Source organism: Bordetella petrii (assembly GCF_020991325.1).
GTDB classification, from domain to species: Bacteria; Pseudomonadota; Gammaproteobacteria; order Burkholderiales; family Burkholderiaceae_B; genus Bordetella_A; species Bordetella_A petrii_E.
This window is the reverse complement of sequence record NZ_JAJMLX010000069.1, coordinates 1-18,712: the sequence shown is the minus strand read 5'-3', so window position 1 is coordinate 18,712 and position 18,712 is coordinate 1. Positions and strand designations below refer to the sequence as shown.

General features: G+C 66.4%; 20 protein-coding genes. 11 read left to right on the top strand and 9 right to left on the bottom strand.

Annotated features, from left to right (window positions below; all coding sequences use genetic code 11):
* Window positions 1–105: 105 nt before the first annotated feature.
* The 3 genes from LPZ50_RS25400 (at window position 106) to LPZ50_RS09465 (ending at window position 2,167) form a co-directional block, all read left to right on the top strand.
* The gene (locus LPZ50_RS25400) at window positions 106–789 is read left to right on the top strand and encodes an amidase family protein (RefSeq protein WP_329957657.1); all 684 of its coding nucleotides are present in this window, start codon (window positions 106–108) and stop codon (window positions 787–789) included.
* Window positions 786–1,016 carry a hypothetical protein gene (locus tag LPZ50_RS09470; protein WP_230660481.1) on the top strand — a complete coding sequence of 77 codons (231 nt, stop codon included), beginning with the start codon at window positions 786–788 and terminating at the stop codon, window positions 1,014–1,016. Before LPZ50_RS25400 ends, LPZ50_RS09470 begins: the two co-directional genes overlap by 4 nt.
* Window positions 1,017–1,186: 170 nt before the next feature.
* Window positions 1,187–2,167 (top strand): Bug family tripartite tricarboxylate transporter substrate binding protein, encoded by a 981-nt coding sequence (locus tag LPZ50_RS09465; RefSeq protein WP_230660477.1) that lies wholly within the window; start codon window positions 1,187–1,189, stop codon window positions 2,165–2,167.
* Window positions 2,168–2,401: 234 nt separating this feature from the next.
* Here the strand turns inward: LPZ50_RS09465 and LPZ50_RS09460 are convergent, their stop codons facing one another.
* Genes LPZ50_RS09460 through LPZ50_RS09450 form a run of 3 tightly spaced genes read right to left on the bottom strand, consistent with a single transcriptional unit; the run spans window position 2,402 to window position 5,577 of the window.
* Complete coding sequence (locus tag LPZ50_RS09460) at window positions 2,402–3,397, bottom strand: Bug family tripartite tricarboxylate transporter substrate binding protein (RefSeq protein WP_230660474.1); 996 nt, start codon at window positions 3,395–3,397, stop codon at window positions 2,402–2,404.
* Window positions 3,394–4,596, bottom strand: coding sequence for a CaiB/BaiF CoA transferase family protein (locus LPZ50_RS09455; protein WP_230660471.1), 1,203 nt, complete (start codon window positions 4,594–4,596; stop codon window positions 3,394–3,396). Before LPZ50_RS09455 ends, LPZ50_RS09460 begins: the two co-directional genes overlap by 4 nt.
* Before the next feature lie 39 nt (window positions 4,597–4,635).
* Complete coding sequence (locus LPZ50_RS09450) at window positions 4,636–5,577, bottom strand: hydroxymethylglutaryl-CoA lyase (protein WP_230660468.1); 942 nt, start codon at window positions 5,575–5,577, stop codon at window positions 4,636–4,638.
* Between the two features lie 127 nt (window positions 5,578–5,704).
* Between LPZ50_RS09450 and LPZ50_RS09445 the strand changes: the two genes are divergently transcribed.
* The gene (locus tag LPZ50_RS09445) at window positions 5,705–6,433 is read left to right on the top strand and encodes an IclR family transcriptional regulator (RefSeq protein ID WP_230660465.1); all 729 of its coding nucleotides are present in this window, start codon (window positions 5,705–5,707) and stop codon (window positions 6,431–6,433) included.
* Window positions 6,434–6,442: 9 nt separating this feature from the next.
* On the opposite strand, the gene LPZ50_RS09440 is transcribed toward LPZ50_RS09445, so the two are convergent.
* Window positions 6,443–7,351, bottom strand: coding sequence for an isocitrate lyase/PEP mutase family protein (locus LPZ50_RS09440; protein WP_230660462.1), 909 nt, complete (start codon window positions 7,349–7,351; stop codon window positions 6,443–6,445).
* Between the two features lie 111 nt (window positions 7,352–7,462).
* Between LPZ50_RS09440 and LPZ50_RS09435 the strand changes: the two genes are divergently transcribed.
* The 4 genes from LPZ50_RS09435 (at window position 7,463) to LPZ50_RS09420 (ending at window position 10,969) form a co-directional block, all read left to right on the top strand.
* Window positions 7,463–8,188: an IclR family transcriptional regulator gene (locus tag LPZ50_RS09435; protein ID WP_230660459.1), complete on the top strand. Its 726-nt coding sequence runs from the start codon at window positions 7,463–7,465 to the stop codon at window positions 8,186–8,188.
* Between the two features lie 25 nt (window positions 8,189–8,213).
* Window positions 8,214–9,107, top strand: coding sequence for a LysR family transcriptional regulator (locus tag LPZ50_RS09430; protein WP_230660456.1), 894 nt, complete (start codon window positions 8,214–8,216; stop codon window positions 9,105–9,107).
* A gap of 161 nt (window positions 9,108–9,268) precedes the next feature.
* Complete coding sequence (locus LPZ50_RS09425) at window positions 9,269–10,255, top strand: Bug family tripartite tricarboxylate transporter substrate binding protein (protein WP_230660452.1); 987 nt, start codon at window positions 9,269–9,271, stop codon at window positions 10,253–10,255.
* A gap of 42 nt (window positions 10,256–10,297) precedes the next feature.
* A complete protein-coding gene (locus LPZ50_RS09420; RefSeq protein ID WP_230660450.1) occupies window positions 10,298–10,969 on the top strand; it encodes an isochorismatase family protein in 672 nt (223 codons plus the stop codon).
* A gap of 29 nt (window positions 10,970–10,998) precedes the next feature.
* Here the strand turns inward: LPZ50_RS09420 and LPZ50_RS09415 are convergent, their stop codons facing one another.
* The 3 genes from LPZ50_RS09415 to LPZ50_RS09405 all read right to left on the bottom strand — a co-directional run bounded on the left by LPZ50_RS09415 (window position 10,999) and on the right by LPZ50_RS09405 (window position 13,279).
* Window positions 10,999–11,682, bottom strand: a complete 684-nt coding sequence (locus LPZ50_RS09415) for a haloacid dehalogenase type II (RefSeq protein ID WP_230660446.1) — start codon at window positions 11,680–11,682, stop codon at window positions 10,999–11,001.
* Between the two features lie 2 nt (window positions 11,683–11,684).
* Window positions 11,685–12,617 carry a DMT family transporter gene (locus tag LPZ50_RS09410; protein ID WP_230660443.1) on the bottom strand — a complete coding sequence of 311 codons (933 nt, stop codon included), beginning with the start codon at window positions 12,615–12,617 and terminating at the stop codon, window positions 11,685–11,687.
* Between the two features lie 92 nt (window positions 12,618–12,709).
* Window positions 12,710–13,279: a cytochrome b gene (locus LPZ50_RS09405; protein WP_230660440.1), complete on the bottom strand. Its 570-nt coding sequence runs from the start codon at window positions 13,277–13,279 to the stop codon at window positions 12,710–12,712.
* A 173-nt stretch (window positions 13,280–13,452) separates the two neighbouring features.
* On the opposite strand from LPZ50_RS09405, the gene LPZ50_RS09400 reads away from it, so the two are divergent.
* The gene (locus tag LPZ50_RS09400; RefSeq protein WP_230660437.1) at window positions 13,453–14,478 is read left to right on the top strand and encodes a GlxA family transcriptional regulator; all 1,026 of its coding nucleotides are present in this window, start codon (window positions 13,453–13,455) and stop codon (window positions 14,476–14,478) included.
* Here the strand turns inward: LPZ50_RS09400 and LPZ50_RS09395 are convergent.
* Together LPZ50_RS09395 and LPZ50_RS09390 are read right to left on the bottom strand one after the other, a co-directional pair.
* Complete coding sequence (locus LPZ50_RS09395; RefSeq protein WP_230660434.1) at window positions 14,433–15,905, bottom strand: catalase; 1,473 nt, start codon at window positions 15,903–15,905, stop codon at window positions 14,433–14,435. The two genes, LPZ50_RS09400 and LPZ50_RS09395, sit on opposite strands and share 46 nt — an antisense overlap.
* Window positions 15,906–15,942: 37 nt before the next feature.
* Window positions 15,943–16,584 carry an HD domain-containing protein gene (locus tag LPZ50_RS09390; RefSeq protein ID WP_230660431.1) on the bottom strand — a complete coding sequence of 214 codons (642 nt, stop codon included), beginning with the start codon at window positions 16,582–16,584 and terminating at the stop codon, window positions 15,943–15,945.
* A gap of 197 nt (window positions 16,585–16,781) precedes the next feature.
* Here LPZ50_RS09390 and LPZ50_RS09385 point away from each other — a divergent pair, with 197 nt between their 5' ends.
* Together LPZ50_RS09385 and LPZ50_RS09380 are read left to right on the top strand one after the other, a co-directional pair.
* On the top strand, window positions 16,782–17,711 hold the full coding sequence (locus LPZ50_RS09385; protein ID WP_230660428.1) for a LysR family transcriptional regulator: 930 nt from the start codon (window positions 16,782–16,784) through the stop codon (window positions 17,709–17,711).
* Window positions 17,712–17,886: 175 nt separating this feature from the next.
* Window positions 17,887–18,534, top strand: coding sequence for a hydrolase (locus LPZ50_RS09380; protein ID WP_230660425.1), 648 nt, complete (start codon window positions 17,887–17,889; stop codon window positions 18,532–18,534).
* Window positions 18,535–18,712: the final 178 nt, after the last annotated feature.

Below are 18,712 nucleotides of genomic sequence, written 5' to 3'. Positions count from 1 at the left end.
GCCCCTTAATACACACCCGCCGCAGGGGCAAATCGACATTACACTTGAGTTATCGGTCGTCCGTCCCTATCTGGAAGGATGACGCATCGAGCAAGGAGCGGTTTCATGACGACGAAGGTACTGCTGATTGGCGCGACCGGCCGAACCGGCCAGGCCTGCGCGGATCTGCTGCTCAAGCAGCCGGAGTTCGAGGTCACGGCGCTCGTGCGCCGGCACGGCTATGCGCTGGCGGGCGCACGGGTGGTCGAGGCCAGCCTGCCGATCGCGCCGGCCGAATACCGTGCCATCGCCGCGCCGATCAACCGCAGCGAAAGCTTTTCTATCCACGAGCAGGATTATCTGCAGCACCGTGATTACATGGGCCGCGCCCTGCGGGAAAAGCTGGAGATCGGCATGTACTTGCGCGCGGCGGATTACCTGGCGGCCTTGCGTCAGCGCCGCGAACTGGTGGCGCGCACCGATGCGTTGTTCGATGAGCTGGATGTGCTGCTGTTGCCCATGACCGACCGTGTGGCGCCGGCGCTGGCCGATGAGCAGGCGGTAGTCGGATTCACGACACGCTCGGCCGGCAGCCCGTTTTCCCTGACGGGCCACCCGGCGCTGTCACTGCCGGCGGGCTTCGACGCGCAAGGCCTGCCGGTGGCTGTCCAGCTGGCGGCGGGCTTTCTGCAGGAGGCCCGGCTGATGCGCGCCGCACGCGTGCTGGAACGCCATTTCACCCCCCAGGCCCGGCGTGCGGCGGTACCGCACGACGCCACCCATGCCACCGAAACACCGTTGCAACCATGAGCCTGCCCGATTCTGAATTCTCCGCGCTGGGCCTGGCCGTGCAGGCCATCTGGAAGGCCTGCGGCCAGACGCCTCCGGATGGACCGGAACTGCGGCGCGCCGCCGTGAACTTGCGCGATGCACTGGCCGCCGGACGGCAAATACCGCGCGTGCTGGACAAGACCTTGCAACCCATGACGGGCCGCCGCCACGACATCGAAGAGCGCGCATCCGCCAAGGGCGACTAGCGCCCACCCTTGATGGCGTGTTCCGCGGCCGGAGGAGCACGCACCGATATTTCGCCGGCACGACAACGATTCAAGAGGAAAAACCCATGCAGCATACCCAAGATGTTCAGTCCAATTGTTTGTGCCTGGCCGCGCGCGGCGCGGCGATGGCTGCCTGAGGAGAACCGGCCATGAAACTTGTGACTCTTCTGCGCCGCGCCGCATGGATTCCGCTGTGCCTGGGCCTGGCCGCCGCGCCCGCGGCATACGCGCAACCGTATCCCAGCCAGCCTATCAACCTGATCGTCGGGTTCCCCGCGGGCGGTCCCACCGACTTGATTGCCCGCCTTATCGGCCAACACCTGGGCACCGACCTGGGCCAGAAAGTGATCGTGGAGAACAAGGCGGGTGCCGGCGGGAATATCGGCACCAAGGCGGCGGCCACCAGCAAGCCCGATGGCTATACCGGCCTGGTGGCCAGCCTGAATCTGACGATCAACCCGTGGATGACCACGGAACTGGACGTGGACAGCCGCAAGGACTTGATGCCGGTGCGCACGGTGGCCGTCGCCCCCACGGTGCTGGTGGTGAGTAATGATTTTCCCGCCAGGAACTTCAACGAGTTCCTGGCCGCGGTGCGCCAGGCGCCCGATAAGTACAACGCGGCGGCCCAAGGGTCTTCGCCCTTGCTGGCGGCCGAGCTGTTCACGCAACTGACGGGCACGGTGATCACGCCGGTGCCTTACAAGGGCGCGGCGCCCGCCATGGTGGACTTGATCGCGGGCCACGTGGACATGTCGTTCGCCACGCTCGGTTCGGTGCTGCCGCATATCAAGAGCGGCAAGGTGCGGGTGCTGGCGGTGGCCTCGCCGCAGCGCTACGTGCTGCTGCCCGATGTGCCCACTTTCGCGGAAGAAGGCATGCCGGATTTCCGCTTCGATTCCTGGACGGGCCTGCTGATGCCGGCGGGCACGCCGCCGGCGGTCATCGATAAGTTGAAGGCGTCCCTGGACAAGCTGGCCGCTTCGCCGGAATTCGAGAAGCAGGTGTTGGAAATGGGCATGACACCCGTGGTGCAGGATACGCCCGAGGATTTCGCCAAGGTCATCGACCAGGAACTGGTGCTGTACGAGAAACTGGCCGCTGCCGCGCGCAAGAAGGTCGAGAAATAGGCGGAAAGCGGGACGCTTTGCGGATGTGGCCGGGTGTCTGGCTCCGAAGGTGCCTGACACCGTTGTGTGCCACGAGAGTTTCAGTTGGACGGTATCCGGCACCCTGACGGGAGCCGGACACCTGGCAGAAGGGAGCCAGGTGTCCGGGGATCCTCGCCACGGCGGCCAGGGCGGCGCCATGAGTGTCAGCCGCCTGGCCAATCGTATCGCCGCCAGGCAACCGGCCGGCTCTGGTCAGCCGTCTATCTTGATCTTGGCGTCGCTGATCAGGCGGGCCCATTTCTGCTGTTCGGCTGCGATGTAGTCGCGCGCGGCCGCGGCCGAGCCGCCCATGGCGGTGCTGCCCTCGGCCGTGAACATGGCGACGGTGGCCGGGTCGCGCAGGATCTTCTGGATGACGCCGTTGACCTGGTCGACGATGCCGGCGGGCGTGCCGGCCGGGGCGATCAGCACTTTCCAGTCCACCGCGGCGAAGCCGTCGTAACCGGATTCGGCCACGGTGGGCACGTCGGGCAGGATGGAAAGCCGCTGCGGCGAAGTCACCGCCAGCGGGCGCAGTACCTTGCCCTTCAGCATTTCCTGCGAAGCCTGGGGCGTGGCGAACATGTAGTCGGTGCTGCCGCCCAGCAGGTCGTTCAGGGCCGGCGCCGCGCCGCGGTACGGCACGTTCAGCACTTCGAAACCGGCCTGGTTCGACAGCAGTTCGCCGGTAAGGTGGCCCACGGTGCCCGTGCCGGCCAGGGCCTGCTTGATGGCGCCCGGGTGGGCCTTGGCATCTTTGATCAAGTCGCCCAGTGTCTGCCAGCGCGCATCGGCCTTCACGACAAGCACCACGGGCACGGATGCGATCAGCGCCACCGGCGTGAAATCCTTCTTCGCGTCGAACGGCATGCTGGGCATCATGGCGGGGTTGATGGCCAGATTGGATGTCTGCCCCATGCCCATCATCAAGCCGTCGGGGTCTGCCTTGGCGACCGTGTTCATGCCGATATTGCCGGCCGCGCCCGGGCGGTTCTCCACCACGATGGACCAACCGGTGGCGGCGGTGATCTTGGCGGCAATGGCGCGCGATACCGTGTCCGTGCCGCCGCCCGGGGTATAGGGCACCACCAGGCGGATGGGGCGGCCATTCGGGTAGGCGGCCTCCGGGGCCGCGGCGCGTACAGCCAGCGGCAAGGCGCCGGCGCACAGGGTGGCGCCCAGGAAGGCACGGCGGGAAAGGGCGGTCATGGTGTGTTGTCTCCTTGAGTGATTTGTCTTTCTTTCAATGCGGCGATGTCGTCATCGCCGTAACCCACACTGCGCAGCAGTTCGTCGGTATGCTCGCCCGCGCCCGGAGGCTGCAGGCGTATGCCCAGTTGGGCCCCGCCCAGGGTGATGGGCGCCAGGGGCACCACGGATTCGCGCCCGTCCTGCAGCCGGATGGGGGCCAGGCCTCCGGTGGCGGCCAGGTGGGGGTCGTCGAATAGTTGCTCGGGGCGTGTGATGGGGGCGTAGGGCAGGCCCTCGCGTTCGAATACCGCGCTCAGTTCGGCCGCGGGGAATTGCGCCAGATGTTCGCGCAATACCGGCATCAGCCACGCGCGCGCCTGCACGCGGTCGTTGTTGGTGGCCAGGCGGGTATCCTGCCGCAGTTCCGCCAGGCCGAAGGCGCGGCAGAAAATGTCCCACTGCTTGTCGCTGACCACGGCCAGGAAGATCTGTTCGCCGTCTTTCACGGTGAATACGTCATACACGGCCCAGGCCGAGATGCGCGACGGCATGGGGGCGGCGGCCTTGCCGGTGACGGCATACTGCATCATGTGCTGGCCCACCAGGAACACATTGTTCTCGAACAGCGAGGTCTGCACCTGGGTGCCCAGGCCGGTTTTCTCGCGCTGCGCCAGCGCGGCCATGGCGCCCATGGCGCCGAACATGCCGCCCATGATGTCGTTCACGCTGGTGCCGGCGCGCAAGGGGTCGCCGGGGCGGCCTGTCATGTAGGCCAGGCCGCCCATCATCTGCACCACTTCGTCCAGCGCGGTGCGGTCTTCATACGGGCCGGGCAGGAAGCCCTTGTGGCTGACGTAGATCAGCCGCGGGTTGCGCGCCTTCAATGCGTCGTAGCCCAGGCCCAGTTTTTCCATGACACCGGACTTGAAGTTCTCGCTGACCACGTCGGCCGAATCGATCAGGCGCAACGCGGCCTGCAGGCCTTCGGGCTGCTTCAGGTCCAGCACGATGCTCTTCTTGTTGCGGTTGAACATCGGGAAGAAGCCCGAGCCCGAACCCAGCAGCCGGCGCGTGCTGTCGCCGCCCAGGGGCTCGACCTTGATGACCTCGGCGCCCAGGTCGGCCAGCAGCATGCCGCAGGTGGGCCCCATGACCATGTGGGTGAATTCGATGACGCGGATACCCTCGTAGGGCAGGGGGCGACCAGTGTTTGGCATATTGCGGATATCAAAGGCGGTAAGAGGGTAGAGAGCGGGTCAGGGCCGTGCGGGCGCGAACCCCTTGGGCAGCCCCGCGTCGGGCGTCATGCCGTACAGCGCTTCGCCGGGCAGGCCGGCGGCCAGCGGGCTGCGGGCGGCAATGAGCCTGTCGATGTCGATGCCGGTGCGCACACCCATGGCTTCGAACATGAACACCAGGTCTTCGGTAACGACGTTGCCGGACGCGCCGGGCGCGTAGGGGCAGCCTCCCAGGCCGCCCAGCGAGCTGTCGAAGGTGCGCACGCCTTCGTCCCAGGCGGCCAGGCAGTTGGCCAGGCCCAGGCCGCGCGTGTTGTGCATGTGCGCCGCGCCGGCGTGCTCGCCGATTTCGCTGCGCAGGCGGCGGAACAGGCGGCGCACCTGGCCCGGGTTGGCATAACCCACGGTGTCGGACAGCCCGGATTCGTCGGCACCGGCGGCGATGCACAGGGCGGCAAGGCGGATGACGTCATCCTCGGGAACCTGTCCCTGCAGGGTGCAGCCAAAGGCCGTGGAAATGCCGGCCTCGATCCTCACGTGCGGCGCGATGTCATTGCGCAGTTGAACGATGGCGCGCACTTCTTCCACCATTTCTTCGGGGGTCTTGCGCACGTTGGCCAGGCAATGGGCGCGGCTGGCCGATACCGGCATGGTGAGCTTGTGCGCACCGGCCTGCAGCGCAGACTGGGCGCCGCGCAGGTTGGGCACCAGCGCCATTACCGTGATGCCCGGATGCGACAGGGCATGGCGCACCACGTCGGCGGCGTCGGCCATTTGCGGCAGCAGCCGGGCCGGCACAAAAGAGGCCACCTCGATCTCTTGTACGCCCGCCGCCACCAGCGCATCGATCCAGCGGAATTTATCCTCGGTGGCCATGGTGGCTTTCACCGACTGCAGGCCGTCGCGCGGGCCGACTTCGCTGATCAGGATGTCGGGGGGCGTGGAAAGGGCGGCGTTCATGCGTTGACGTCTCCGTTCTATAAGATAGAATAATGTTCTTTAAGTTAGAACAATGATAGAGGCCCTGGCCTGGATGTCAAGCATCGGGCCGGGCGATACTTGCCAGCCGATCGAAGGAGAACCTGTCATGCCGCGCAAAGCCGCCACCCCATCGCTGGCCGAAGCCGATGCCGCCCAAGGGGGCGTGGCCGCGGTAGACCGCGCGTTGACACTGATGGCCGCCTTCGGGGCCGGCGATACGGCCTTGTCGCTGGGCGAATTCGCGGAACGCACCAGGTTGTACAAAAGCACGGCCTTGCGCCTGTTGGCTTCGCTGGAGCACGGCAAATGGGTGCAGAAGCTGGATGACGGCCGCTATGCGCTGGGGGCCGAGGTGGCGCGGCTGCACGGCATTTATGCCGCGTCTTTTTCGCTGGACAGGGTGGTGCTGCCCGCGCTGCGCGAGCTGGTGGCCGCCACGGGCGAAAGCGCGGCCTACCACGTGCGGCAAGGCAGCGACCGCCTGTGCCTGTACCGCGTAGATTCTCCGCACCCCGTGCGCGACCACATCCGCTCGGGCGACCTGCTGCCGCTTACCCGGGGCAGCGGCGGCCGCGTGCTCACCGCCTATGACCCGGTCATGGGGTTTGCCAAGGGGCCCGACCAGGCTCTGTATGCGCGCATCCGGGCCGATGGATACTTCACGGCCATCGGCGACCGGCTGTCTGAAGTGGCGGGTATTTCTGCCCCGGTGTTCCTGGCTTCCGGCGCGCTGGCCGCGGCCGTGACCCTGACGGCGCCCGCGCATCGCTTCGACGTCAGGCATCTGGATGCCGTGCTGCACGCCGCCGCCAGCCTGACGGGCAGGGTGGGCTAGGGGCGCGCTTCAGGCGTGCTTCAGGCGGTTCTCCGTGGCCGTCCATTTCTCGTATTCGAACAGCGACCACAGTTGCCGGTGCGACAGCATTTTGTCCGCCGAGCCCGCGGTGGTGCCGTGGGCGGCCAGGTCGCGCAGCATTTCGGTGCCCGCGTGCGCGAAGCAGCGGGTAATGGCATTGGGATAAATAGCCATGGCAAAGCCCAGTTCGCGCAGGCGGTCCGCCGGCACGATGGGGGTACGGCCGCCTTCCACCATGTTGGCCAGCACGGGCGCCTGCACAGTACGCGCCACTTCGGCCAGTTCCTGCTCGTTTTCCGGGCTTTCCACGAAGATCACGTCGGCGCCGGCTTGCACATAGCGCGCCGCGCGTTCCAGGGCGGCTTGCAGGCCGTGGTCGCTGCGCGCGTCGGTGCGCGCGATGATGGCCAGGTCGGGGTCGATGCGCGCGTCCACCGCCGCCTTGATGCGGCCTTCCATTTCCTCGGTGGGCACCAGGTTGCGGCCGCCTTCGTGGCCGCACTTCTTCGGCCAGGCCTGGTCTTCGATCTGTATGCCCGAGATGCCCGCGCGCTCGAAGGCGCGCACGGTGCGGATGACGTTCAACGGGCCGCCGTAGCCGGTGTCGGCATCGACGATGACGGGAATGGACACCACGTCGGCCACGCGCGCGGCCCGGTCCAGGATTTCAGAGAACGACATCAGCCCGACATCCGGCGCGCCCAGCGCCGACATGGACATGCCCGAACCGGTCAGGTACAGCGCCTGGAAGCCTGCTTGTTCGATCAGGCGCGCGCCCACGCAGTCGTAGGCGCCGGGGGCGACCAGCACGTCGGGCGCGGCCAGCTGGCGGCGCAGCGCGGCGTTGCGGCCTTGTGATTGGCGCAGGCCCAGGGGGTAGTCGGGTGGGTTGGACATGATGAAGAATCCTTGTGGCTTGAAATTCAAATTTTTATCTAATAGAATTAGATTTCGTTTAATAGAATATGGCCGCCGCCCTTGCCGTGTCAAGGGCGGCGGCGCGCCGCCATGCCCCGTTACCCTGTCCGTCCCGCCGATCCCACCCTGGTGTCCGAAGGCGGCGTGGCCGCCGTCGACCGCGCCATGGCTGTGTTGGCCGCGTTTCGCGCAGACGATGCCGGCCTGGCGCTGCGCGACATCAGCGAACGCGTGGGGTTGGTGCCCAGCACGGTGCTGCGCCTGTTGGCGTCGCTGATGCATGCGGGGCTGGTGCAGCGCCGTCCCGATTCGCGCTATGCGCTGGGCCCGGCGGTGGCGCATCTGCACCGCGTGTACGCTGCCTCGTTCAGCCTGCAAGACGTGGTGCTGCCCGCGCTGCGCGATCTGGTCGAACGCACGCAGGAAAGCGCGTCGTTCCATGTCCGGCAGGGCGAACAGCGGCTGCTGCTGTACCGGGTGAATTCGCCGCAGCCCTTGTCCGACCAAAGCCGCGCGGGCGACCTGCTGCCGCTGGACCGCGGTACGGGCGGCCACGTATTGCAGGCTTATACCGGCGCGCGCGGGGCGCGTTACGAACGTATCCGCAAAGACGGCTACATGAGCCTGCCCGCCAGCGACCGCGCGCCCGACCTGGCCGGCATTTCCGCGCCGGTGTTCCACGCCGGCGGCGAACTGGCCGGCGCCCTGACGCTGACCATGCCGGCGCACCGGTTCCGCAAGGCACACGTGCCCGTGCTGCGGCGCGCGGCGCAGGCCCTGACCGAAGCGCTGGGCGGCCAGCTTCCCGCAACGTAGTCTGCTCGACGACCCCGCCCATGCCATGAACCTGGCCTTTTTTGCCACCTTGAACGCCGTGATCAAGCACGGCAGTTTTGCCCGAGCGGCCGCGGAAGCGAACCTTTCGCCCAGCACGGTCAGCCTGCAGATGAAGCGCCTGGAGGAATACTACGGCCAGCCGCTGTTCGACCGCAGCGCCACTACCGTCAGGCCCACGCCGCTGGCATACGAGGTGGCCGCCCTGATAGGCGGCACGCTCGATCAGATGGAAGCGCTGCGGCGCCGAGGGTCGCCCGTGATCGAAGGCCGCATCGCGGTGGGCGCCATCGAGAGCATGCAGGCGCATATCCTGCCGGAGGCCATGCGCTACCTGCGCCAGCACACACCAAGGCTGGAGCTGCGGCCGGTGCGCGACACCAGCCACGGCCTGCTCAACAGCCTGAAAGAAGGCGCCATCGACGCCGCCATCGTGGCGTTTGCCGACGAAGAACGCAACAAGCGGCTGGACTGGCACCCGTTGCTGCAGGAAGAGATGGTGCTGTTCGCTTCCAAAGATGCCGCCGAGGACACCGCCGCCGCGCTGCTGCAGGCCCATAACCTGATCCGCTTCGCGCGCGGGTCGAACCTGTCGGTGGCGGTCGACCGCTACCTGGCGGCATCCGGCAATACCGCGCGCTGCACGCTGGAAATGGATTCCACCCATGCCATCCTGGCCATGGTGTCGGCGGGCCTGGGGGTAGCCATCCTGGCCTGGCCCGACCGACGTTCGCTGGTGGGCTACCCGGTGCGCGAAGTACGCCTGGGGCCGCACGCGCCGCGCCTGCACGTTTCGCTGGTCACGCGCCGCGGCGAGGCCACCGACCGCGTGCTGGCCGTGATCAAGGACGCCATTGTGCGCGCGGCCAGCCTGGCGGCGGGCCGCAATCGCTGGCTGTAGGGCGCGGCGCGGCGTTCGATTTTCCTCAATTGCAAGTGTGAAATCCTCGCTGGAGCCTCGCGCACCCCACCCCTAGAATGGGCCGCAGCAGTATTCAAACAGCCGGGCCGGGCAAGGCCCGCAGCCATACCGGCACGGATCTATCCGTACAAGGGGAAAACATGACACGTACGTTCAAGCGGGTGGCGCTGGCCGCCCTGGGCCTGGCCTTGGCCGCCGCCACCGCCGGCGTGCCCGCGCTGTCCGCCGAAGCTTATCCCGGCAAGCCCATTACCTTCATCGTGGGCTATCCGCCGGGCGGCGCCAGCGACGTCATCAGCCGGCTGATCGCCGGGCATATGCAGACGAAGCTGGGGCAGCCGGTGGTGGTGAAGAACCAGCCCGGCGTGAACGGAAACATCGCCACCGAGGAAGTGGCCAAGGCCGCGCCCGATGGCTATACCTTGCTGCTGGGGACGATTGCGAATGCCATCAACGCCAGCCTGATCAAGGGTATCCGGCACGATGTGAACAAGGACTTCATCCCCGTGGTGCAGTTCATGTCCTCGCCCAGCGTGCTGGTGGTGACGCCCTCGCTGCCGGTGAAAACCGTGGATGAACTGGTGGCCCTGGCCAAGCAGAAACCCGGCGCCCTGACCTACGCCTCGACCGGTTCGGGCAGTTCGCCGCACCTGGCCGGCGAACTGTTCAAGCTGCGTACCGGCACGGACTTGCTGCATGTGCCATACAAGGGCGCCGCCCCGGCCCTGACGGATGTCATCGCCGGCCACGTGCAAACCGGTTTCAAGACGGCGTTGTCGGCCTTGCCCAGCATGCAGGACGGCAGTCTTCGCCCGCTGGCCGTGGCCGACAAGGAGCGCCTGCCCGATCTGCCCGACGTGCCTACCATGGCCGAGGCGGGCTATCCGGACTTCGAGGTGCTGTCGTGGAACGGCATTTTCGTGCCGGCCGGCACGCCCGACCCGGTGGTGCAGCGCCTGAATGAAACCGTGAACCAGATCCTGGCCGACCCCGAGATCGCCAAGCGCATCCGCGGCATGGCGGGCCGGCCCGGAGGCGGCACCCCCGAACAATTCCGCGCCCTGGTGCAGGCCGAGACCGAGAAGTGGGGCGAGGTTATCCGCAAGAACGGCATCACGCAGCAATGATGCCGGCGGCGGCGCAAGCTTAAATACAAGGAGTCATGTCCGATGGACAAGCTGGAAAAATGGCGCGGCTACGTGCCCGACGAAGAACTGGAAACCTATCGCAAGGGCGGTTTCGCCAAGCGGCTGGGCATAGGCAAGCGCCCCGCGCTGGTGAACATCGACACTACTTATATGTTCGTAGATCCGGCATTCTCGTTCTGCGGCGCCGAAATGCCCGAGATGATGGCGGCGCTGGAACGCGTGACGGCGTTGTTCCGCCAACTGGACCTGCCGGTTTACTACACCCGGCGCGACGACCGCACGCTGCCCACGTACCGCGGCGCGTGGAACCTGAAGCTGGCCCGGCCCGACGATGTGCAGTTCGTGGCCGACCCGAAGGCCGACGAATGGCCCGCCGCCTATGCGCCGCGGCCGGGCGATCGCGTTGTCATGAAGAACAAGCCCTCGGGTTTCTTCGGCACCATGCTGGCCGATTTCCTGCGCTATGACGAGGTCGATACGGTCATCATGGTGGGTATTTCAACCTCGGGTTGCGTGCGTGCCTCGGCCGTGGACGCGTTCTCGCACAATTTCCGCGTGGTGCTGGTGGACGAGGCCTGCGGCGATCGCAGCCCGCAGGCGCACAAGGCCAATATGTTCGACCTGGACATGAAGTTCGCCGATGTGGAATCGCTGGACTATGTCAGCGAAACGCTGCTGAGCCGCTTCGGCTAGCGCGCGGCGGCCGGGCGCGTCCCGCCCGGTCAGGCGGGACGCGTGCCAAGCAGCGCCGGCAATTCGGCGATGCTGTCCAGCGTATGCGCCGGGGTCGCGCCCAGCGATTCGAAGGCCGCGCCCTGCCGGTTTACCCAGCACACCTCGAAGCCGAAATGGGCCGCGCCGGCCGCGTCCCATCCGTTGGACGATACGAACAGGATGTCTTGCGGAGCCGCGCCCAGGGTATGGCATGCCAGCTCATACACACGTGGATGCGGCTTGTAGACGCCCACGCTTTCCACGCTGAGCAGGTGGCTGAAGTGCGGCGCCAGTCCGGCGGCTTCCACTACGCGGCGGATGGAAAACGCGGAGCCATTGGACAGGACGGCCAGCGGCAGGCCGGTTTGTTGCAGTGCCTGCAGGGCTTGCGGCACTTCGGGGTGCGGGTCCAGGTTCAGGTAGGCTTCGTGCAGGGCTTCGGCGGTGGCGGCGTCCAGGTCCAGCGACAAATGCCGCGTCACGTAGTCCAACGCGTCGCGCGTGGCCTGTTCGAAGGGCACGTATTGGCCCATCAGGCTGCGCAGCCACGTGTATTCCAGCTGCTTGTGCCGCCACAGGTGGCTGATTTCCGCGCCCCGGCCGGGGTAGTGGCGTTCGCAATGTTCAACCACCGAATGCACGTTGAACAGGGTGCCGTAAAGGTCGAAAACAACTGCCTTGATATTGGCCATGATTACTCCGACACAGGATGCAAGGGCGCCTTGGACGCCGGGATGACCGCGGTGCGCGCCGGCCGCGCCGCCATGGCGACGCCCGCGGCGATGACAACAATGGCCGCCGCGCCCAGCGCGGACGGAAATTCGCCCAGCACCGGCATGGCCAGCAGCGTGGCCAGCACGGGTACCAGCGCCATCATGGCCGCCGCGGCCGGCGGGCCCAGCGCGGCGATAGCGCGGTTGTAGGCGAACAGGGCCACGCCGCTCATCAGCACGCCCTGGTACACGAACTGGATGGCGATCTCTTGGCCGGACGCCTGGCCCAGCCGCGACAGCCCCGCGGCGGCATAGACCGGAATGAACAGAATGGCCGACCAGAAACAGATCAGGGCGGCCGCCTGCAGGGCGGTCAGCCCGTTGGCCCGGAAACGAATAGAGTAAACGGCCCAGGTCAGGGCCGCCAATACCAGGGCGCCATACCCCACGAAATCACTGCGGATGGCGGGCTGGCTGGCCACCAGGCCAGCCAGCCCTGCCAGTATGGCCGCGTAGCTGAAGATGGCCCTGCCCGGGGGGCGCCGGCGCAGCATGCAAGCCTGTATCAGGCCCGCCAGCACAGGCATCAGGGCCGGCACGATGGACGAGGCCTGCGCCGCGGTGGTGCGTTGCAGGCCCAGGGCCACCAGCAGCACAAAAGGCGCGCCCCACAATACGGCGTAGAGCAGGCCTTCGCGCCAGGCGCGGGCAGGCAGGCGTTGCCTGAGCAGGATGGGAGCCAGCAGCATGGCCCCCACGCCGAACCGCAGCGCGGCCACGTCCCAGATATGCAGATCTTGCGTTACGGTGTGGCGGGTAACCACGAACCATCCGGAAAAGATCAGTACGGACACCGACGCGAAGGCAAGCCCTTGGGCCCACCTGGAACGTGTCGTGGGCGCGGTATGACTCACGATGCTTGCCGCCAGGAAAAGGAAAAGATCCGTTTTAAATCATTCGATCTAAAACGGCAACCTGCCCGGGTTCTCCGGCGGGCGAAATGGCGTCAGGCGGCTTCTTGCCCGCGCGCCATGCGTGTCAGGGCGCCGTCTTTCAACGCATAGTGATGCACCAGCGCCATGACGATATGACCCACGACCAGGGCCAGCAGCGTCCAGCCCAGCAACCCGTGCAGCGCGGCGCCCGGCGCGATCAGGTGGGGGATTTCTGTGCCGCGCGCCTCGAAGACCTGCACGCCGAACACCGACAGTCCGCGGCCGCGCCCGTACGACCGCAGCACGGCCAGCACCGGCACCGCGAGCATCAGCGCGTATAGCAGGATGTGGCCGGCCGCCGCGGCACAGCCCAGTATGCCGGCCTGGTATGACGGACGGCGGCTGAGATTGGCCAGGCCCCAGGCGCCGCGCAGGAATACCAGTACCAGCAGCAGCACGCCCAGCGAGCTGTGGGTGGACCAGAAGAAATTCCGCACCGGAGCGTCTTCAATGAAGAAGTGCAGCGTGGCGCCGGTGAACTGCCAGGCGAAGATCGCCGCCATGGACCAATGCAGGGTGCGGGTAACGATGCCGTAGCTGTCGGGGGTGTCCATTGCCGGGGAATGGGATGGGGATGTCATGGGCGTCCTTGGGTGGCGGCCGCCGGCTGGCGGCACATTCCATACAGACTGCGAGGGCGTTGCAGAGTTCTGCGGCCGAATGCCGACGGCGTTATTGTTCCATGCAATAACATGCGTGCTTGAAAATAATCAAATCACAGCATTGTCACTTTGCCTCAAGAGCCAGGCCTATCATGACAGTTCGAACCGTTGTCATTGCCATCCATGAAGGCGTGCAGGCCCTGGACGTAGCGGGCCCGGTTGACGTGTTCCACGAGGCCAATGGTTTCCTGGCGCAAACCGACCGCTATGACACCGTGCTGGCCGCAGCCAGCCGCGACCCGCTGCGGGCGTCCAACCGCATGCGCCTGAGCGCGGACCTGGCGTTTCACGAAGCCACGGCGCCGTGCGACATACTGTTGGTGGCCGGCGGGCCCGCCATGCCGGAAGCGGCGCCGGATGCCCGCCTGACCGACTGGCTGCGCGGCGCCCCGGGCCGCGCGCGCACTTATGGTGCCATTTGCACGGGCGTGTTCGCCCTGGGCCATGCCGGCCTGATCGACGATCACCGCGTTACCACCCATTGGCAGAATGCGCGCAGGCTGGCCGAACAGTTTCCCCGCGCGCGGGTCGAGCCGGATGCCATCTATGTGCGCGACGGGCACCTGGTGACGTCGGCCGGCGTCACGGCGGGCATCGACCTGGCCCTGGCATTGGTGGGCCAGTGCCACGGCCAGGAAGTGGCGCTGGCCGTGGCCAAGCGGCTGGTGGTGGTGGCCCAGCGGCAGGGCGGGCAATCGCAGTTCAGCCCCTACCTGACGGCGCCGGCCGACCCGGTGTCGCCCGTGGCCAGGATCCAGGCCCATGTCATGGACCATATCGGCCAGCGGCACAGTCTGGAATCTTTGGCTGGACAGGTGGGCATGAGCCCCCGCAACCTGGCGCGCTACTTCGTGCAGGAAACCGGCATCACGCCGTACGAATTCGTGCGGCGCGCCCGTATCGATGCGGCGCGCCGCCTACTGGAAGCCAGCGAGCGGCCCTTGAAAACCATTGCCTACGACTGCGGCTTTGGCACCGTGGACCGCATGCGCATCGTATTCGCCGACAGGCTGGGGGTAACGCCGGCCCAGTACCGGGCCAGCTTCCGCCGGCAAACCACGGGCGGCCAGGATCAGGCCGGCGGCAGCCCCAGCGCCTTGGCCACCCCCGCACCGTAGGCCGGATCGGCCTTGGTACAGTTGGCGATGTGGCGCCGCTTGACTTCTTCGCGCGCGTCGCCCATGGCCCTGGCCGTGTTGTCGAACAGCAGTTGCTGTTGTTCCGGCGACATCAGGCGGAACAGGTTGCCCGGCTGTTCGTAGTGGTCTTCGTCGACACGGTGGTCCCAGTGGTCGGCCGCGCCGTCCAGGGCCAGTGGCGGTTCTTGCAGCGAAGGGTCGTGGTCGATCCAGGCGCCTTTGCTGTTGGGCCAATAGCTGGTCGTGCCGCCCAGGTTGTCGTCGGTGCGCATGGCGCCGTCGCGGTGATAGCTGTGGAACGGGCAGCGTGGCGCATTGACGGGAATGTTGTTGAAGTTCACCCCCAGCCGGTAGCGTTGCGCGTCGCCATAGGAAAACAGGCGGCCCTGCAGCATGCGGTCGGGCGAAAAGCCGATGCCCGGCACCACGTTGGCCGGTGAAAACGCCGCCTGTTCGACCTCGGCAAAGTAGTTGTCGGGGTAGCGGTTCAGTTCCATGACCCCCACTTCGATCAGCGGGTAGTCGCCCTTGGGCCACACCTTGGTCAGGTCGAAGGGGTTGTGCTTGTGGCCGCGCGCCTGGTCTTCCGTCATGACCTGGATGTACAGCTTCCAGCGCGGGAAGTTGCCGCTGTCGATGGCTTCCAGCAGGTCGCGCCCGTGGGTTTCGCGATCACCGGCTACCGCGGCCGCCGCGGCCTCGTCGCTGAAGTTCTCGATGCCCTGTTCGGTGCGGAAATGGAATTTCACCCACACGCGCTGGTTGGCGTCATTGATCATGGAAAACGTGTGGCTGCCGAAGCCATGCATGTGGCGGAAGCTTCGGGGAATGCCGCGGTCGGACATGACGATGGTGACCTGGTGCAGGGCTTCGGGCAGCAGGGTCCAGAAGTCCCAGTTGCTGTCGGGCGAGCGCAGGCCGGTGCGCGGGTCGCGCTTGATGGCGTGGTTCAGGTCGGGAAAGCGCAGCGGGTCGCGGAAGAAGAACACCGGGGTGTTGTTGCCCACGATGTCCCAGTTGCCTTCTTCGGTGTAGAACTTCACGGCAAAGCCGCGGATGTCGCGTTCGGCATCGGCCGCGCCGCGTTCGCCCGCCACCGAGGAAAACCGCAGGAACAGCGGGGTTTCCTTGCCCACTTCCGAGAATATCCTGGCCTTGGTGTAGCGGGAGATGTCGTGAGTGACCTTGAAGGTGCCGTAGGCGCCCCAGCCCTTGGCGTGCATGCGGCGTTCGGGGATGACTTCGCGGTCGAACTGGGCCAGTTTTTCGATCAGCCAGATATCTTGCAGCAGCGCCGGGCCGCGCGGGCCGGCGGTCAGGGTGTTGAGGTTGTCGGCCACCGGGGCGCCGGTGGCGTGCGTCATGGCGGGACGTTGGTCATTCTTCGAGGACGGCGTATCGGGCATGGCTTGCTCCTTGGGATCCGTAGGGTGTCCGGCGCGATCAATTCGGCCAGGCCGAATCCAGGATAATCGAGCAGAAGTTCTTTCGGCTATAGCCGGGGTCTTTCAGGGCCAGAACATCTGCCTTCACGTTGCCAAAAGTCGTCTCGGGCTTGTGCTGGATGCCCTCGGCGAAGTGATGGATGATGTTTTCCTTGAAATTCGGCTCGCGCGGGTGGCGCTGGCACACATGGCAGCGCTGTTCGTGGCTGAAATCGTGGTAGGCAATGCCCAGCACGTCCATTTCGACGCCGGCGGTTACCAGGGCGACGGTGGGCCGCATATGTTCCGGAATGCCGGGGGTGGTGTGCAGCGCGATAGAGGTCCACACGTCTTCGATATCGCGTTCGGACACGCCGTGGCCCTGCATGAATGCGCGCGCGGCATTGGCGCCGTCGACCTCGAAGCGCAGGTCGGGGCTGGCATGGGGCGGGACCAGGCCCATGTCGTGGAACATGGCGCCCAGGTACAGCATTTCCGGATCGTAGCGCAGGCCGCGGCGTTCGCCGGTCAGGGCGCCCCACAAGAACACCCGGCGGCTGTGGTGGTAAAGCAGGTCGTCTTCGGTGTCGCGTACCAATTGGGTGGCGGCGCGGGCCATGGCGCTATCGGGGATCTTGATGCCGGCTATGGTTTCGGTCATGGGGGGCTCCTTGGTGTGTGATGGACAAATTTCATCACCAGACCCGCCGCGCCACAACGCGGGCGCGACGACGGATCAGGACAACTCGACGCTGTTTCGCGCCAAGGGCGTTCCAAGGCGGCCCGGGGCCGTACGATAGGCGTGTCGACGCCCCAGGCATGATGGCGGGCGCGGTATTCGTGCGCGGAAAAGCAAACATGGACGAGGTTTTCGAGAAACTATCGTGGGACGATCTTCGCGTCATCCAGGCCATCGGCGAGCGTGGCGGCCTGGTGGATGCGGCCCTGGCGCTGGGGGTTAACCACTCGACCATGTCCCGCCGCCTGTCGACGGTAGAGCAGGCGCTGGGCGTGGCTTTGTTCGACCGCCGGCGCAGCGGCTATGTGCCCACCGACGCCGGCAACCAGATGATGGCACTGGGCGCGCGGGTGGAAAAAGACATTCTGGGCGTGGCGCGCCGTGTGTCGGGCCAGCGCCAGGATCTGCATGGTGTGCTGCGTATCGCCACCAGCGATGCCTTGCTGGTGGATTTCCTGACGCCTGTCATCGCCAGCTTCCAGGCCCGCCACCCGGCAGTAAGCATCGATGTCGCGGTGGGCAATACACCGCTGAACCTGGCGCGCGGCGATTCCGACATAGCCTTCCGCGCGACCCGCGCTGTCCCGGAAAACCTGTACGGCCGCAGGTTGGCCACTATCGCCTGGGCCATTTACGGGCGCCGCCGCGATTATGCGGGGCGGGCCGTCCGCCTGGAACAGGTCTATCGGCAGAATTGGGTGTCGTACGGGCAGGGGCTGTCTGGATTGAAGGCCTGCGGTTTCGTCAGCCAACGCGTGGAGCCGGCCAATATCCGCTATCGCAGCGATTCGGTCTACGGCGCCGCCGCCGCCATACGCGCCGGCCTGGGGGTGGGCTTCCTGCCTTGCATGCACGGCGATCTGGCTCCCGAACTGGCGCGCATCAGCCAAGTCGAGCCGGACATAAGCGATGAGCTGTGGCTGTTGACGCACCCCGACATCCGCAGGTCCGCCCGGGTGCGTGCTTTCATGTCGCATTGCGGCGACGCCGTGGCGCGGCAGCGACATTTCATCGAAGGCGGAGCGCCAGGTCACGCGCATTGCCGCTAGTGTGCACGGCGGCGCTATCCGCATTTCTGCAGGCGGGGTTCCGCATCGTTGCACACCCAGGCGCCGCGCGCGACCGTAGAATTTCCTGGCACCGATGGCCGTGGGCCGGCCCGCCATTCGTGCCAGATACTGCTGTCCGCCTGTTGCGGATAGCGCATACCCATAGAGGCCTACCATGAGCATCAAAGCGTCCGCCCAACCCGCCCGCAGTTTGCTAAGCCCCCACGACCATGCCTTGCTGTTGATCGATCACCAGTCGCAGATGGCATTCAACACCAAGTCCATCGACATTACCAATCTGCGCACCAACACGGCCATTCTGGCCAACACCGCGCAAGGGTTCGGCGTGCCGACGATTATTTCGGCGATTTCGCGCGACAGCTTCGCCGGCCCGCTGTTCGAAGAGGTGGAGCAGGCCTTTCCCAAGGCCGAGGTGATCGACCGCACGACTTCCAACGCATGGGAAGACGAAAACTTCATCGCGCGCGTCAACGCCATTGGCAAAGACCGCCTGGTGATCGCCGGGTTGTGGACCTCGGTGTGCTGCAATGGCCCGGTGGTTTCGGCCCTGGAGCAAGGCTACGAGGTGTATGTGGTGACCGATGCCTGCGGCGATTGCACCGCCGAGGCGCATGAACGCGCCGTGCAGCGCATGGTGCAGGCCGGTGCCCGCCCCATCACGGCGCTGACATATCTGCTGGAACTCCAGCGTGACTGGTCGCGCGCCGAAACCTATGACCTGACCATCGGCATCGCGCGCCGCTACGGCGGCGCCTTTGGCGTGGGCATCCAGTACGCCCACACGATTCTGGGCGATCATTAAGGTTGGCTTGCCTGTGGTCCGCGGCCGTGGTGCTGCAGGCCGCGCCTGGCCGCGTTGCCATGCTCATGGCCCATCCGAGCTTCGTTCAGGGAGCCGGTCCTAGCGCAGCAGCCAGCCGGCCAGGCCGGCGAGCGCGCTCAGGCAGGCCAGGCGCGGCATGCTGCGCGGCGCGTAGGTC